The sequence below is a fragment of the Bradyrhizobium sp. B025 genome (assembly GCF_042257955.1).
GTDB lineage: Bacteria > Pseudomonadota > Alphaproteobacteria > Rhizobiales > Xanthobacteraceae > Bradyrhizobium > Bradyrhizobium diazoefficiens.
In genome coordinates, this window is record NZ_CP170150.1 from 4,956,232 (window position 1) to 4,969,084 (window position 12,853).

General features: G+C 64.5%; 17 protein-coding genes. 5 read left to right on the plus strand and 12 right to left on the minus strand.

All coding sequences use genetic code 11. The features are described 5' to 3' along the window. Positions 1–19: 19 nt before the first annotated feature. The 4 genes from tsaA to ACE10W_RS23015 form a co-directional block, all read right to left on the minus strand. Positions 20–511, minus strand: a complete 492-nt coding sequence (tsaA, locus tag ACE10W_RS23000; protein ID WP_011087894.1) for a tRNA (N6-threonylcarbamoyladenosine(37)-N6)-methyltransferase TrmO — start codon at positions 509–511, stop codon at positions 20–22. Between the two features lie 30 nt (positions 512–541). Beyond that, the gene (locus tag ACE10W_RS23005; RefSeq protein ID WP_028171555.1) at positions 542–892 is read right to left on the minus strand and encodes an AzlD domain-containing protein; all 351 of its coding nucleotides are present in this window, start codon (positions 890–892) and stop codon (positions 542–544) included. Continuing rightward, complete coding sequence (locus ACE10W_RS23010; RefSeq protein ID WP_060912523.1) at positions 889–1,629, minus strand: AzlC family ABC transporter permease; 741 nt, start codon at positions 1,627–1,629, stop codon at positions 889–891. Before ACE10W_RS23010 ends, ACE10W_RS23005 begins: the two co-directional genes overlap by 4 nt. Positions 1,630–1,884: 255 nt before the next feature. Beyond that, positions 1,885–2,907, minus strand: coding sequence for a lytic transglycosylase domain-containing protein (locus tag ACE10W_RS23015; RefSeq protein ID WP_244651766.1), 1,023 nt, complete (start codon positions 2,905–2,907; stop codon positions 1,885–1,887). Positions 2,908–2,946: 39 nt separating this feature from the next. On the opposite strand from ACE10W_RS23015, the gene ACE10W_RS23020 reads away from it, so the two are divergent. Further along, complete coding sequence (locus tag ACE10W_RS23020; protein WP_182871896.1) at positions 2,947–3,963, plus strand: TRAP transporter substrate-binding protein; 1,017 nt, start codon at positions 2,947–2,949, stop codon at positions 3,961–3,963. 70 nt (positions 3,964–4,033) lie between these two features. Here the strand turns inward: ACE10W_RS23020 and ACE10W_RS23025 are convergent, their stop codons facing one another. The 8 genes from ACE10W_RS23025 to ACE10W_RS23060 form a co-directional block, all read right to left on the minus strand. Then, positions 4,034–4,234 (minus strand): hypothetical protein, encoded by a 201-nt coding sequence (locus tag ACE10W_RS23025; protein WP_011087899.1) that lies wholly within the window; start codon positions 4,232–4,234, stop codon positions 4,034–4,036. Positions 4,235–4,278: 44 nt separating this feature from the next. Beyond that, on the minus strand, positions 4,279–4,521 hold the full coding sequence (locus tag ACE10W_RS23030; protein ID WP_027548121.1) for a hypothetical protein: 243 nt from the start codon (positions 4,519–4,521) through the stop codon (positions 4,279–4,281). Positions 4,522–4,576: 55 nt separating this feature from the next. Then, a complete protein-coding gene (locus tag ACE10W_RS23035; protein WP_182871897.1) occupies positions 4,577–5,875 on the minus strand; it encodes a glycoside hydrolase family 130 protein in 1,299 nt (432 codons plus the stop codon). A gap of 34 nt (positions 5,876–5,909) precedes the next feature. Continuing rightward, entirely contained in the window at positions 5,910–8,195 is a 2,286-nt protein-coding gene (locus ACE10W_RS23040; protein ID WP_182871898.1) for a glycosyltransferase family 4 protein, read from the minus strand. Further along, positions 8,192–9,118: a class I mannose-6-phosphate isomerase gene (locus ACE10W_RS23045; protein ID WP_028171548.1), complete on the minus strand. Its 927-nt coding sequence runs from the start codon at positions 9,116–9,118 to the stop codon at positions 8,192–8,194. Before ACE10W_RS23045 ends, ACE10W_RS23040 begins: the two co-directional genes overlap by 4 nt. Positions 9,119–9,128: 10 nt before the next feature. After that, complete coding sequence (locus tag ACE10W_RS23050) at positions 9,129–9,500, minus strand: signal transduction histidine kinase (protein WP_161534650.1); 372 nt, start codon at positions 9,498–9,500, stop codon at positions 9,129–9,131. A gap of 75 nt (positions 9,501–9,575) precedes the next feature. Further along, positions 9,576–9,824, minus strand: coding sequence for a hypothetical protein (locus tag ACE10W_RS23055; RefSeq protein ID WP_028171546.1), 249 nt, complete (start codon positions 9,822–9,824; stop codon positions 9,576–9,578). Between the two features lie 87 nt (positions 9,825–9,911). Then, the gene (locus ACE10W_RS23060; protein ID WP_231166499.1) at positions 9,912–10,079 is read right to left on the minus strand and encodes a hypothetical protein; all 168 of its coding nucleotides are present in this window, start codon (positions 10,077–10,079) and stop codon (positions 9,912–9,914) included. A gap of 190 nt (positions 10,080–10,269) precedes the next feature. Here ACE10W_RS23060 and ACE10W_RS23065 point away from each other — a divergent pair, with 190 nt between their 5' ends. The 4 genes from ACE10W_RS23065 to ACE10W_RS23080 all read left to right on the plus strand — a co-directional run bounded on the left by ACE10W_RS23065 (position 10,270) and on the right by ACE10W_RS23080 (position 12,786). Continuing rightward, positions 10,270–10,569, plus strand: a complete 300-nt coding sequence (locus ACE10W_RS23065; RefSeq protein WP_182871899.1) for a hypothetical protein — start codon at positions 10,270–10,272, stop codon at positions 10,567–10,569. Positions 10,570–10,663: 94 nt separating this feature from the next. Continuing rightward, positions 10,664–11,302 (plus strand): HAD family hydrolase, encoded by a 639-nt coding sequence (locus tag ACE10W_RS23070; protein ID WP_028171544.1) that lies wholly within the window; start codon positions 10,664–10,666, stop codon positions 11,300–11,302. Positions 11,303–11,408: 106 nt separating this feature from the next. Continuing rightward, a complete protein-coding gene (locus ACE10W_RS23075) occupies positions 11,409–11,645 on the plus strand; it encodes a hypothetical protein (RefSeq protein WP_110116297.1) in 237 nt (78 codons plus the stop codon). A gap of 115 nt (positions 11,646–11,760) precedes the next feature. Continuing rightward, positions 11,761–12,786, plus strand: coding sequence for an aldo/keto reductase (locus ACE10W_RS23080; protein WP_162603573.1), 1,026 nt, complete (start codon positions 11,761–11,763; stop codon positions 12,784–12,786). Positions 12,787–12,853: the final 67 nt, after the last annotated feature.

Below are 12,853 nucleotides of genomic sequence, written 5' to 3' on the forward strand. Positions count from 1 at the left end.
CATCGCCCCGGAATGACGACTACTCCGTCTGGAAATCCCCGGCTTGCGGCGCGGCCAGCGGCGTGAACTCGCAGCGGTCAGGCTTGATGTCGATCAGCGGCGTGTTGTCGAGACAATCGAGCCCGCGCACCAGAATGGCATTGCCCTCGATGCCGACCAGCTTGACGATCGAGGTGCCGATCGGGTTGGGCCTGACCGGCGAGCGCAGCGAGAACGTGCCGCGGGTCTTCTCGTTGTTCTTCGGGCTTTGCAGGATGATGTCGCGGCGCGACTTGTCGAGCCAGTAGAGCACTTCGAGATTGCTGTAGAAGTCGACGCCCTTGATGGCCGGCACGAACGGCTCGAAGATCTCGAGGCGGCAGATCGGGCCGTCGTGCCGCCCCTGCCGCGGCGTCTCCAGCCGCGACGTCCAGGGCGTGCGGATGCGGCCGATGAAGACGAGGCCGGCATCCTCTGCGGGCGGCAGCTCGATGGCGACCTCGCCCTCGCGGAGCTCGTTTTCGCGAACCATATTTCCAGTTCCTTGCTGTTCGCGAAGGTTTTAGCCCAACCACCACGTGCCGGCCAGCATGAAGACTTCGCCCGTGACAACGCCCGCGAAGATCGAGCGGCGGGTCAGCAGGAAGACAACGAGGCCGGCGCCGACCGCGCCGTAGCGCAGGACATCGGACACGCTTGCCAATGCGCCCGGCGGCTCGACCACAATCTGGGCGATAACGCCGGCCAGGATCGCGGTGGCGACCGCCCTCACCCAGACCAGCAGCTCGGAACCCTCGTCGATACCGCCGCCGAACCACAGGCCCAGCATGCGCCAGATCTGGTTGGGCACGACGCCGGCGACGAACAGGACTGCGAGCGCATGCCAGTCGCCGATGAGCTGTGCGAAACTCATGCGCGCACCTCCCGCCACCAATGCACGCCGTAGGCGATCGACCCAGCCACCACGCCGCTGACGAGGATGTCGAGGCCGGAGTTCATCTTCGCCGCCAGCGGATAGAGCAGAATCCCGAGCGCCAGCGCGACCACGTCGGCGACCTCGCGGCTGTTGCGCGCGGTCGAGAACAGGAAGGACAGCGGCGTCAGCAGCAGGATCGCGGCGCCAAGCGTCTGCGTCAGGTTGGCGGCGAGGAAATAGCCGACCGTGTTGGCGGTGAGGCACACCGAGACCAGGCCACAGCCGAGCCCGTGGACAAAGGCGATGCGCCGCTCGCGCGGCACCTGCGGCAGGAAGCGGTGGCATTCGACCCAGAGCGTCACGGCGGTGAGATGCGCGGCGAAGACCAGCTCGCGCCGTTTCGTCTTCGGCGTGCGCATCAGCGGCAGCACCGAGACCACCATCGGAAAGAGGCGGATCGCACTGACCGTCACCGCGATCGCCGATTGGATGACGGTCGCGCCCGAGCCGAGCGTCGTGATCAGGATGATCTGCGCGGGGCCTGCCCAGACGAACAGCGTCGAGCAGAGCGCCCAGAGCAGGCTGAAATGGGTGTCGTGGGCGAGCGCGCCGATGCCGAGATAGGTCACGAACAGCACGATGGTGAGGATCGTCTGCGTGATCGAGCGCAGCCCCCACGCAAAGGCGCGCCAAGGACTTTGCCATTGAGGTGAATCGAGCGGAGGAAGCGCCACGGGACGGCCGGCTGGGGTTACGGAATCGTGCCTGCATAACGGGCAATGCGGCGGTCCGCGTCAAGGAACCGCGCGGCGGAGCTGGCATGCGCACGGCCAACACCCGCCGCCGTCATTCCGGGGCGCGACGAAGTCGCGAGCTATGATGCGCAATTGCGCATCTGAGAATCCATCAGGCCGCAGAGATTGTTGAACAATGGATTCCGGGTTCGCGCCAAGGGGCGCGCCCCGGAATGACGGCGGGAGAGAGTTGCCCTACCCGCTCACACCGCGGTTCTTCAGCACGAAGCAGGCACCGCCAGCCTTGCGGATGCGGTTGCAGAGATCATCCGCCTCGCTGCGCGTATCCGCGCCGATGCGCACCTGGTAGAACGCGCGCGTGCCGCGGCTGCGCATCACCGAACTCAGCAGGCTCGGGTCGCGCTCGCCGATCACCGCGCTCAGCCGCGTGACCGCGCGGGAATACATCGCCAATGCCCTGTTGCGGTCGAAGCCGGCGGCGAGCTGCACGCCCCAGATCTTCGCGGCGGCCAGCTCTACATGCTGCTCGAGCTCGGCGACGAACGGATTCGGCGCGCGCTTCAACAGGGCCATGAGATCGCGGCAGCTCGTCGGCGGCGCGCTCGGCGGGCCCTTGCCGGTACCGCCGGCCTTCGCCCAGGCATCCACCGTCGCACCGGTGATGGCATAGACGTAATTGCGGGTCTGCTCCGGCATCGAGCCGGTACCGGCCAGCCATTCCTGGACGCGGCGCGGGCCGGCATTGTAGGCGGCGGCCGCCAGGCCGAGATTGCCGAACTGATTGCGCAACTCGTTCAAGAATTCGGCCGACTTCGGCAAGGCCTGAACCGGATTGAACGGGTCAAGCAGCCCACGCTCGCTCGCGGTGCCCGGCATGAACTGCGCGATCCCCTGCGCATGCTCGCCGCTACGGGTCATCGGACCCACCGCATCGGCCTGGAAGCGGCTCTCCTGCCAGATCACGCGGGCGAAGAATTCCAGCGGCAGGTTGGCGTCCCGCGCGGCCGCCTCGACGATCAGGCAGATGGACTCCCGCGTGTCGCTCTCGCGCGCATCCGCTGGCTTCTGCGGCGGCGTCGCCAGCTCCTCGACGCTCGGCACCGCGACGTCGGTCCCCGCGGGCGAGTTGTCCCCTGCCGCGACCTCTGTCGCAGAGGTCAGCAGCACGGCAACGGCGAGTGATGCAATTCTCGCCAACGCTGCCCAAGCATCGCTGTGGCGCACGCCGGCGCGGCATGCGAGAAGCTGATCCGCCATGTTGTGGCATCGTGCCATGGTTCGACGAGTTGCCAGTATATGCTGCCTGCCCTGCTTCTCCCAATGCGTTCCCCCGCCAAACGGATCCGCGCGATCCTTGCCCTCGCCGCCCTGGTCCTGTCCGCCGCGCCGGCCATAGCGCAGGTCAACTGGCGGATGACCACGGAATATCCGCAAAACAACATTTCCGGGATTGGCCTCACCACTTTCGCCGACCGCGTCGCGGTGCGCACTAACGGTTTCGTGACCGTGGCCAGCGCCTTCGACAACGAGCTCAAGATCAACTCGGGCGAGATGCCGCGCGCGGCGCTGGAGGGCCGGATCGCCGGCGGCGATGCCTTTGCGGGCGCACTGTCCGGCCTCGACCCGGTGCTCGCCCTTTCTACCCTGCCCTTCCTGGTGCAATCGGTCGACGTCGCTCGCGCCACCAATGCGCGGGCACGCCCACTCTACGAAAAAGCGTTCGCCGCCCGCGGTCTCAAGCTGCTCTATCTGACGATCTGGCCGGCGACGGGCCTCTGGTCGGATCATGCGCTCGCAGGCGCCGACGATCTGCCAAAGCTGAACCTGCGGGCCTATGACGCCAGTTCCAGCGCGGTGATGCGCGCGGCCGGGGCCAATGCGCAGTTCCTGCCGATGGACAAAGCGCTCGCCGGATTGAAGGAGCACCAGCTGAACGCGTTCCTCACCTCCGGCGACGGCGGCGCGGGACGCAAGCTCTGGGACTTCCTGCCGCATTTCACGGCCATCAACTATGCTATGCCGGTCTCGATCGCCTTCGTCCGCAGCGAGGCGTTCGCGGAGCTGTCCGAGCCGATGCAACGCGAGGTGATGGCGGCTGCGGCCGAGACCGAGCAGAGCCAGTTCGCGCTGCTGGCCCATCGCACGACCGAGAATTATGCGCGCATGCGCGACAACGGCGTCAACATCGCCGAGCCCGCGCCGCCGTCCCTCGTCACCGCACTCCGCAACGCCGCGACGGACGCGATCGCCACCTGGGAGACCCAGGCCGGCGCGGATGCGGCGGCGATCGTCGAATGGGCGAGACAGCAATAAGGGGTCGCAGCCATCGGCATGCGACCGCTCACCTGCGACGAGATGTCGGCTGATTTCCCGTTGCGCTGCCTCAGTTCTTGACGGGCACCAGGCTTTCGCCGCTGATGGCGCGGTCGAGGGCGTCGATCAGCGCCTGAATCTCGACGAACTTGTTGCGCGCCCGCTCGGCCGTGTCGCGCACAAAGGGAGCGGCCAGCACTTTCGCATGCGCGTCTCTGTCCTCGATCATGCGATCGCGGGCCTTCTTCAGGGTTTCAAGTCGCTCGCTCATGTAGGCTCCTCTGAAAAATATCTTCTCGATCGCAACCAGGGACTTTAGTCGAAGCCGGCCGGAAGCTCGCCTTTCCGGAAAAACACCGTCGGCTCATCGTCATAGTCACCCATTTCGGCATCGCCGCTGGACGAGAACGCAACGACGCCGAGCTTGCTCAAGGCCAGTCTCTCCGCCGTTCGCAGCGCGCCGCTCTCCGATTTGCAGACGATCGGAGAGTCGGCCTTGAGATTCCCGCCCTTGCCGGCATTGAACGCCTGCACGACGTAGGTTGTTTGGCGAACCATGACGGCTCCTCTGACCCTGTTGGCAAACGGAAGTGACGTCAACGACTGCGAACGCTCAGCGTCGCATCGCATCCATGAGCGCGGAAATCCTGATCGTTGCGAAACTCGAGAAGGTGTCCGACACGGCATATGGCAGGATGATCTGGTCATTGTGCCTCATCGCGCCGCAGGTATAGACGACGTTGGGGACATACCCTTCGCGCTCGGACGGTTCAGGCCGCAACAGCGGCTCGCTCGAACGCGCCAGCACCCTGGATGGGTCGCGCTTGTCGAGCAGCGCCACTCCGATCGAATATTTCCGGATGGGGCCGACCCCGTGCGTCAACAGCAGCCAGCCTTCGTCGAGTTCGATCGGCGATCCGCAATTGCCGATCTGGACGAACTCCCAGGGAAACTGCGGTTTCAGAAGGGCCCGGCCGCCCTCCCATGTGGAGAGATCATCCGAATAGACCAGATACAGGTTCTCATTGTCCTGTCGCGCGATCATGGCATAGCTGCCGCCGATCTTGCGCGGGAACAGCGCCATGCCCTTGTTGTGGGCCGCAGCGCCCCGCAAAGGCGTCAGTCGAAACGACATGAAATCGCTGGTCTCGATCAATTCGGACCGGATCGCCCGCCCGCTGTAGGCCGTGTAGGTCGCGTAATAGGTCTTCCGATCGCCGTCGCTGAATTGGACAAAGCGCGCATCTTCGATGCCGTTCGATTGGGATTCGGTCACGGGAAAGATGACACGCTCGCTGAGATCTTCCTCGGGCCTGAACGTCAGCTCGACACGGTCGCCGTCCGGGCCGGATGCGCGATGGCTGATCCGCGGGACCGAGGCAAGGCGAGCCGTCGGATCGACGGTCAGGCTCCCGTCAGCCGCGATCGTTCCGGTTCGAAACGTCAGCGACGACACATGCCCTTCGCCGATCGCCCGGAGACTGAGGATGAAGCGTTTGCCGCCCTCCGGGCTACCGGATTGATCGGGGTGCGGTACGATGCTCGGATTGAACAAGGCTGAGGCCTCGAACGAATACTCGCTGAGAAAATAGGCGCCGATCAGCTGGCGCTGGGTTTTCGAAAAGACGCCATGCGTTGCGAAAGCATCCTCCATATCGTCGGCACGGGCCTCGAACCTCTCCAGGAGGTTGCGATGTCGGCCCTCGAAATTGTCGAGGACGTCCGCGAGCTGGGCCGCAACGGCTTCCGAATTGAGGGCGAGAACCCGCTCGACGATATGATTTGCGCGCATCTTGTCGGTCGGATTGAGATCGCGCGGTTCGGTCGCCGGCTTGAACGGCCGCACGATGACCCGCGCTGGATCGGGGCGCAGATGAAGTCCCTGCCGGTTCAGGAAGGAAGGCTGTGACACGGTATCCTCGGCTCGCTAGGTGGGAAGGTGAAGTTCAGGCGCCCACGGCGCGCAACGCGATCGGCCTTGTCAGGCTCGCGTTGACGCGCGCAAGCTGACGCATCTCGGCAAGGCCGAGGAGATAGCAAACGACCGACTCGCCCCCGCGGTTTTCGTTGGCGCGATCGGGGTGCAAGCCATCGCGGCAACTGCCGGTGAGCGGATCGACCAGCGCCACCGAGAGATCATTGCTGCCGAGAAACCAGGCGAAGGCTCGCGTTGCCATGGCCTTCCATTCGGCATCGCCATCCGCACGCCACGCCGTGAGGCAGGCCGCAATCGTCGCCGTTGCTTCCACCGGCTGCTGGTCGAAGGCACGGGGATGCTGCCGCTGCTCGCCGAAGCCAGAGGTGCCGACCGGCCGGAATTGACCTGCCGCGGTCGTCTGTTGCGTCATGAGCCAGCGCAACGACCGCAATCCCGCATCGATATATTGAGGCGTTTGCGTCGCCATGCCCGCGAGCATCAGAGCCTGCGGCAATCGCGCGTTGTCATAGGCCAGCCCCTCCTCGAACCACACCCAGTCCGACGTCTCCACCGACGCCAGACAGGACATCAACCTGTCGGCTAGGGAATGCCGGACTTCCCTGGCGTGGAGATCGTCCGGCGCCACGGCGCAGTAGGCGTCCAAACCCAGCAGCATGAAGGCCCACGCGCGGGGCGAACGAAAGCTCTCCGCGATCGACAATGCCTGCGCGAACAAGGCCGCAGCCCACCGGCGCCGCGCCGGGCTCGCGTCCGTGCGCGCCGCCTCACCCAAGGCCCAGAGGGTTCGCCCGTGACTGTCCTCGGAGCCCCTGTCTTCAAGCCAGGTGCGATTGAAGCCCATGAAGTTGCGAAATTGCCCGGTGTCAGGATTCCACGCGTGCTGCACAAAGGCGGCAAAGCGGGCCGTCAGGATCTCCGACAGCGGCTGCTCGCCCGGATTGTTGAGGGCGCAGGCCAGCAGCAATGCTCTGGCATTGTCGTCGACGCAATAGCCGTGCGCGCGATCGGGCACCGAATGCACCGCATGCTGGAGCAGGCCGACATCGTCGCACATCGACAGGAAGTGGCCAATCTGCATATCCGGCGGCGCGGGGCCACGCAGTCCCGGCAAGCCCATGTCGGAGCGCGCAAACACCCTGGGCCGGTGACCGTGCCGCGCCGTCTCGAAGACCGACATGTAACGCTCGGCCGTGCATTCCCACGTCATCATTCGGCTCGCGGCATAGGCGCGCCGAGACATCGCCTGCCGTCGCACGTCGTCGGTGAGCAAGTTTGCGATTTCGCCGCCGATCGCGGCGGCATCGCCGAACGGCACCAGGACTCCGCATCCCTCAGTGAGCAACTCGCGGGCGTGCCAGTACGGCGTCGAGACCACCGGCTTCCCCAGCCCAAAGCTGTAGGCTAGCGTCCCCGACGTCATCTGGGCCTCGTTGAGATAGGGCGTGACATAGACGTCGCACATCGAAATGAATTCGAGCAACGTTGCCAGATCGACGAACCGATCGAGGAACACCACGTGATCCTGGATGCCAAGTTCACGCACCCGCGCCATCAGGCCCTCGCGATAGGCCTCGCCCTGGTCTCGAACCAGATTCGGGTGCGTTGCGCCGAGCACGACGTAGACTGCGTCCGTGCAGCGCTTCATGATCGACGGCATGGCGTCGATCATGACCTCGATGCCCTTGTTGGGCGATAGCAGGCCGAAGGTCAGAATGACCGACTTTCCCGCAAATCCGAACCTGGCTTTCGCTGCGTCGGACCCGACGAATGCGACATCGGGAATGCCGTGCGCAATTACCTCGATCTTGTCGTCCGGCACCAGGTAGACGTCACGCAACAGCTCCCGGCCCTTGTTGGCCATCACCACGACCTTCGACGACGCGTCGACGATACGCTCCACGACGGCGCGTTGCTTGGCCGTCGGACGCGCCAGCACGGTATGGAACGTCGTCACGACCGGCATGGTGAGGCGCGACAACAGCACCAGGATATGGGCGCCGGCCTCGCCGCCGAAAATCCCGAATTCGTGCTGGAGGCACACGATGTCGAACCGGCCGGCATTGAGGAAATCAGCGGCGCGCATGTAGTCGTCGATATGGCCGTCCTTGATCTGAAAAGCGACCGCCGGAGGATAGTCGTAGGCCTGACCGGGATCGGTCATCGCCACGATGCTGGTCTCCAGATCCGCACGCGACATCGAGATCGCCTTGTGCAAGTCGGTCGTGAAGGTTGCAATTCCGCATCGGCGAGGCAGCGAGTTGCCGATGACGGCGATACGGTGGAGCGGCGTCATGTCGGTACCTCGATGATTTCACTTGATGTCGGCGCCTGAGCGGCGGTGGAATTCTTCGTCAGTCCCGTACAATCCTGCAGCAAGGATGCGATGGGATCCGGTCCCGGATAGGCGAGCAGCATGCTCATCCCGCTCGGGCCAATGTCGATACCGGCGCTGTCGGCCTCAATGAAGATGGCCTCTCCGACGGTCACGTTCGCCCGTCCGATGCGCCCCTTCCCGTCGATCACGAGGAGCCAGGCTTCCCGATCGGTATCGAGCTCCCAATGCGAATTGGCTTGAAGATCGATCCGCTCGAGCACGAAAGGCGAGCTCGCGACGAGAACCGTACGACCGTCGGTGAGACGCCGCGGAGGCAATTGCGTTGGCGGCGGCCAGGCATCGGAGGCGGCCACGGCACTGTCCTCATGCAGCTCGCGCTGCCGGCCAAAATCGAACAGACGGAATGTCGTATCGCTCTGCTGCTGAATCTCGGCGAGCACGATATTGGCGCCGATGGCGTGGATCGTGCCGCCGGGAACGAAGATGACGTCGCCTGGCGCGGCAGGACGCCATTGCACATGGCCCGCAATCGAGCCGTCCCTGATTGCCGCGCGCAACGCCTGCGGCGTGAGTTTCCGCTTCAACCCCAGCGCAACCCGCGCGCCCGGCGGCGCCGACAGGATGTACCACGCCTCCGTCTTCCCGTTCGGCAAGCCGATGGCGTGTGCGAATTCGTCATTCGGGTGAACCTGGATCGACAAGGGCTGGCTGGTGAACAGCAGCTTGAGCAGGAGCGCCGGGCTGGGCGCACGCTTGTCGATACGCCCAAGCCGCAACTCACCGACCGGATCAGCCGAAGCGTCGATGCTGCTCCAGGGACGCAGATCGACGCGGCCCCAGGGTTTGCGGGCGATCTCGACGGCGGCATGCTCGATGGTCATCCTGTCCGGCTCAAGCCAGCCGATGGAATGCCGGCGGCAACGGCTCGCGCACGAGCTCGCTCAGATCAAGGGCCTCACCACTTTCCTCAATGTCCGAGACCAGAACCTCGACAAACGGGTGTTGGCGGTTGAGCGTGACTCCAAGCTGGTACTTTGCACTGACGATGCGCTCGATCGACGCAAGATTCAGTTTGCCGAGCGCATTGTACTGACCACGGAACAGGCTTTGTTTGCCGACACGATGCGCGACCGAGGCAACCCAGATATCCATCACCTTGCGGCCAATGAACGCCTCGACCGGCTTAGCGCCATCCCGCGCGCTCAGTCGCAGCCCGTCCATGGTATGTGGCCCGTCATCGACGCCAAATTGTGTAAGTGACATGACAGATCCTCCCGTTAATGGCGCTTGTTCACGCCGTCAGCCCGCTGCCACGCCCGCGCTGCCTGGTTACAAGCCTCAACAACCGCGACAGATATTCTTCAGCTTCGCCGCGGTTCGGGCCTCTTCCGCAACGAATGGATCCTTGTATGGGGCCCGAGATATGTCGATTTCCACGGCAATGGACTTCTTCACCTTCGGAGGAAACGCGGCGTCGTAACAGGCGAGCCGTCCGCTCGTGCTTTCGATCTCGCGGCAGTCAGATTCACCGGCGATAGCGCCTTGCGCGAATGCGCCGAGCGTCAATACGACAAGGAGCGTTTTCATCCAGATACCTTTCGGGGGCGGCGTTCACACGAGGCATTCTCTTGCGATGGACCCGGGCGCGCCATGTGACGAACCGCAGGCGTCACCTCATGCCTCGAACTGGTCGAACTCATCGGAGAGCAGAATCCGGCCTTGCGGTGTGCATATCCGCACGTCGAGATAGCCTTCCTGCAACAGCTCCCTCGCCTTCTTCAAAGCGGCAGCCGTTGTGGTGCGACCCAAGCTGACGTAGCCGCTTTGATCGCGCGCGCTCACCAGATATTGCAGTGGCGTCCTATCCACGCAGAAAAGCCGCCGCAGCCACCAGAAGCAGTAGAAACATCGGGACGATCACTGGCGGCACGATCCAGTCGGCCAGACGAAATCGAGGCATGCACGCTCTTCCTCGTTCGGCGGGAGCGCTCGTGACCCTCAGTCACCGATGGAAGCCGTGGGAAGGGCGGTGATGACGCGACTCTACGCTTACGTCCCGCCAATAGCGAGCTTTATAACGGGGCGCGACTTCAGCGAACGCGATTTCGACGGACCAACCATTTCGAATTGTCTGAAATGCCGCGACAACAAGACGGCTGGCGGCGCCGGATCCGAGATTGCTCCTGATTTCCTCGCCAAATCTGTCCGCGAGCGCCGCCTTCCTGAACCTCTCCGCAGCCTGTGCCGACCGACGCATACCGGGGGGATTGCATTGTCCGGAACAAGCTCAGCGCCGCCAGGCATTATTCAGCTTGGTCGCGCTGCATTCTGATCGTCGAATGCGCACGACGGCATGATGCAGGGTCTTGACTTGAGGCCTGATCCAATTAGCAACGGGCGGCAGTCTCCACGCCGGTTCCGCATTGATGATGACAATCTATTTCGATCTCGACGGCACCCTGACTAACCCGAAGCCTGGGATCACCCGCTCGATCCAATATGCGCTTGAGCGCTTGAACCTTGCGGTGCCGAGCGAGGACAAGCTGACCTGGTGCATCGGGCCTCCGCTGCATGCCAGCCTGAAAAAGCTGACGGGCACCGACGAGCTCGCCGACCGGGCGCTGCTGCTCTATCGTGAGCGCTTTGCCGATATCGGCCTGTTCGAAAACGAGGCCTATGCCGGCATCACGGACACCTTGGCGACGCTGGCCGCGACAACACCGCGCATGTTCGTCGCCACCAGCAAGCCCGCGGTCTACGCCACGCGCATCGTCGATCATTTCGGCCTGAAGCCCTATTTCGAACGCGTGTTCGGCTCCGAGCTCGACGGCACACGCGTCGACAAGCGCGACCTGCTCCGCTACGCCCTCGACGAAGCCAGGGTCGATCCCACCAGTGCGATCATGATCGGCGACCGCAGCCATGACGTGGTCGGCGCCCGGACCAACGGCATGACCGCGATCGGCGTGCTCTATGGCTATGGCAGCGAGGCCGAGCTGCGGGACGCCGGCGCGCATCACATCTGTGCCGCGCATCCGGACTTGCTCGGCCATTGCCTGGCGTAGGACGCCCATCCCGGTCCGCCATCACCGCAAGCCTTCGTCCTGAGCGAAGGCAGCGCTCGGCAATTCCAGATTGTCTTGGTTGGCAGCCTGCATCAGGCTGGCACGCATGAGGACTCACGCCACGACAAGCGGATCCGAGCTGTTGCTGGGCATGATCGCGATCCGGCTCGCGGCGCTGGTCGTGGTGGGCTGGAGCCTTGCGTTCCTGCCGCGGCAGGCGCGCACCGTTGAGCTCGCCTGCACGCCCTCTGTCGCAGCAGCAATCAAGACGCAGGCTTCAGTGGAAACCGTCGGCCCGCGCGTCGTCGATGCCGCGTTCGACGACATGCTTCGGCACGACTAGAGCGTTCCCGAGCAAGGCCGGTATGTGACTGCGCGATAGGACAAGGCGCTCGCTTGCGCTAACTTCGGCGCCAAGGCCGCATCGATCAACCAGCGGCCAGCCGAGGAGCATATCGATGGAATACCGACGCTTGGGCCGGTCAGGCCTCATGGTGCCCGCTCTGAGTCTTGGAACCGGCACCTTCGGCGGCGTCGGCCGCCTCGCTGCGTGGGGCACCACGGACGCGAGCGAAGCCCGCCGCCTTCTCGATATCTGTCTCGAGGCCGGCGTGTCGATGTTCGACACCGCCGACGTCTATTCGCTCGGCGAGTCCGAGCGTGTTCTCGGCGAAGCCATCAAGGGCCGCCGCGACAAGGTTTTGGTCTCGACCAAGGCGACGTTCCGCTTCGGCGACGGGCCCAACGATATCGGCTCGTCACGGCAGCATCTGCTCGCGGCCATCGACGGCTCGCTCGCCCGGCTCGGCACCGACTACATCGACCTGTTCCAGCTCCATGGCTTCGACGCCTTCACCCCGCCTGAAGAGGTGCTCGCCACCCTCGACGTGCTCGTGCGCGCCGGCAAGATCCGCTATGTCGGCGTTTCGAACTTTTCAGGCTGGCACCTGATGAAGTCGCTCTCCGTCGCCGACAAGCACGGCTTCCCGCGCTACGTCGCCAATCAGACCTACTATTCATTGATCGGCCGCGACTATGAGTGGGAGCTGATGCCGCTCGGCCTCGACCAGGGGATCGGCGCCGTGGTCTGGTCGCCGCTCGGATGGGGACGCCTCACTGGAAAGATCCGCCGGGGGCAGCCGAAGCCCGAGGTCAGCCGCCTGCCCAAGACTGCCGATTTCGGCCCGCCCGTGCCGGACGAGCACGTCTATCGTGTGGTCGACGCGATCGACGAGGTCGCCAGGGAGACGGGAAAGAGCGTCTCGCAGATTGCGCTGAACTGGCTGCTCCAGCGTCCGACGGTCTCGACGCTGATCATCGGCGCGCGCAACGAGACGCAGCTGCGCGAAAATCTCGGCGCGGTCGGCTGGTCGTTGACCAAGGACCAGATCGCAAAGCTCGATGCCGCGAGCAAGGTGACGCTGCCCTATCCCTACTGGCACCAGCGCACGACCTTCACCGACCGCAATCCGCCGGCGGTGTAGCGCGCCCGGGCTTGAGCTGCATCAAGCCCGCTCGCGTCGGCCGTGGCATCGTACGGTCCTCGCGAGG

What these genes read in the sequence shown, in the direction of transcription:
- ACE10W_RS23055 (WP_028171546.1), bottom strand. Translation starts at nt 9,824, where the DNA reads ATGAAAACGCTCCTTGTCGTATTGACGCTCGGCGCATTCGCGCAAGGC.
- ACE10W_RS23080 (WP_162603573.1), top strand. Translation starts at nt 11,761, where the DNA reads ATGGAATACCGACGCTTGGGCCGGTCAGGCCTCATGGTGCCCGCTCTG.
- ACE10W_RS23065 (WP_182871899.1), top strand. Translation starts at nt 10,270, where the DNA reads ATGACGCGACTCTACGCTTACGTCCCGCCAATAGCGAGCTTTATAACG.
- ACE10W_RS23020 (WP_182871896.1), top strand. Translation starts at nt 2,947, where the DNA reads ATGCTGCCTGCCCTGCTTCTCCCAATGCGTTCCCCCGCCAAACGGATC.
- ACE10W_RS23040 (WP_182871898.1), bottom strand. Translation starts at nt 8,195, where the DNA reads ATGACGCCGCTCCACCGTATCGCCGTCATCGGCAACTCGCTGCCTCGC.
- ACE10W_RS23045 (WP_028171548.1), bottom strand. Translation starts at nt 9,118, where the DNA reads ATGACCATCGAGCATGCCGCCGTCGAGATCGCCCGCAAACCCTGGGGC.
- ACE10W_RS23070 (WP_028171544.1), top strand. Translation starts at nt 10,664, where the DNA reads ATGATGACAATCTATTTCGATCTCGACGGCACCCTGACTAACCCGAAG.
- ACE10W_RS23075 (WP_110116297.1), top strand. Translation starts at nt 11,409, where the DNA reads ATGAGGACTCACGCCACGACAAGCGGATCCGAGCTGTTGCTGGGCATG.
- ACE10W_RS23005 (WP_028171555.1), bottom strand. Translation starts at nt 892, where the DNA reads ATGAGTTTCGCACAGCTCATCGGCGACTGGCATGCGCTCGCAGTCCTG.
- ACE10W_RS23025 (WP_011087899.1), bottom strand. Translation starts at nt 4,234, where the DNA reads ATGAGCGAGCGACTTGAAACCCTGAAGAAGGCCCGCGATCGCATGATC.
- ACE10W_RS23015 (WP_244651766.1), bottom strand. Translation starts at nt 2,907, where the DNA reads ATGGCGGATCAGCTTCTCGCATGCCGCGCCGGCGTGCGCCACAGCGAT.
- ACE10W_RS23050 (WP_161534650.1), bottom strand. Translation starts at nt 9,500, where the DNA reads ATGTCACTTACACAATTTGGCGTCGATGACGGGCCACATACCATGGAC.
- ACE10W_RS23030 (WP_027548121.1), bottom strand. Translation starts at nt 4,521, where the DNA reads ATGGTTCGCCAAACAACCTACGTCGTGCAGGCGTTCAATGCCGGCAAG.
- tsaA (WP_011087894.1), bottom strand. Translation starts at nt 511, where the DNA reads ATGGTTCGCGAAAACGAGCTCCGCGAGGGCGAGGTCGCCATCGAGCTG.